This window comes from Serratia sp. C2(1), from assembly GCF_036352655.1.
Taxonomy (GTDB): domain Bacteria; phylum Pseudomonadota; class Gammaproteobacteria; order Enterobacterales; family Enterobacteriaceae; genus Serratia; species Serratia inhibens.
In genome coordinates this window covers 1-261 of record NZ_JAZFBA010000031.1, presented here as the reverse complement: position 1 = coordinate 261, position 261 = coordinate 1, and the positions used below count along the sequence as shown (strand labels likewise).

Genomic DNA, 261 nt, shown 5'->3' with positions numbered 1-261 from the left:
AGCTTGACACTGAACATTGAGCCTTGATGTGTAGGATAGGTGGGAGGCTTTGAAGCGTGGACGCCAGTCTGCGTGGAGCCAACCTTGAAATACCACCCTTTAATGTTTGATGTTCTAACTCGGCCCCGTGATCCGGGGTGAGGACAGTGTCTGGTGGGTAGTTTGACTGGGGCGGTCTCCTCCCAAAGAGTAACGGAGGAGCACGAAGGTTAGCTAATCACGGTCGGACATCGTGAGGTTAGTGCAAAGGCATAAGCTAGC

The 261-nt window shown here is 52.9% G+C and carries 1 rRNA gene; it reads left to right on the top strand.

The features are described 5' to 3' along the window. Positions 1-261, top strand: a 23S ribosomal RNA gene (locus V2S86_RS25400); the annotation flags it as partial.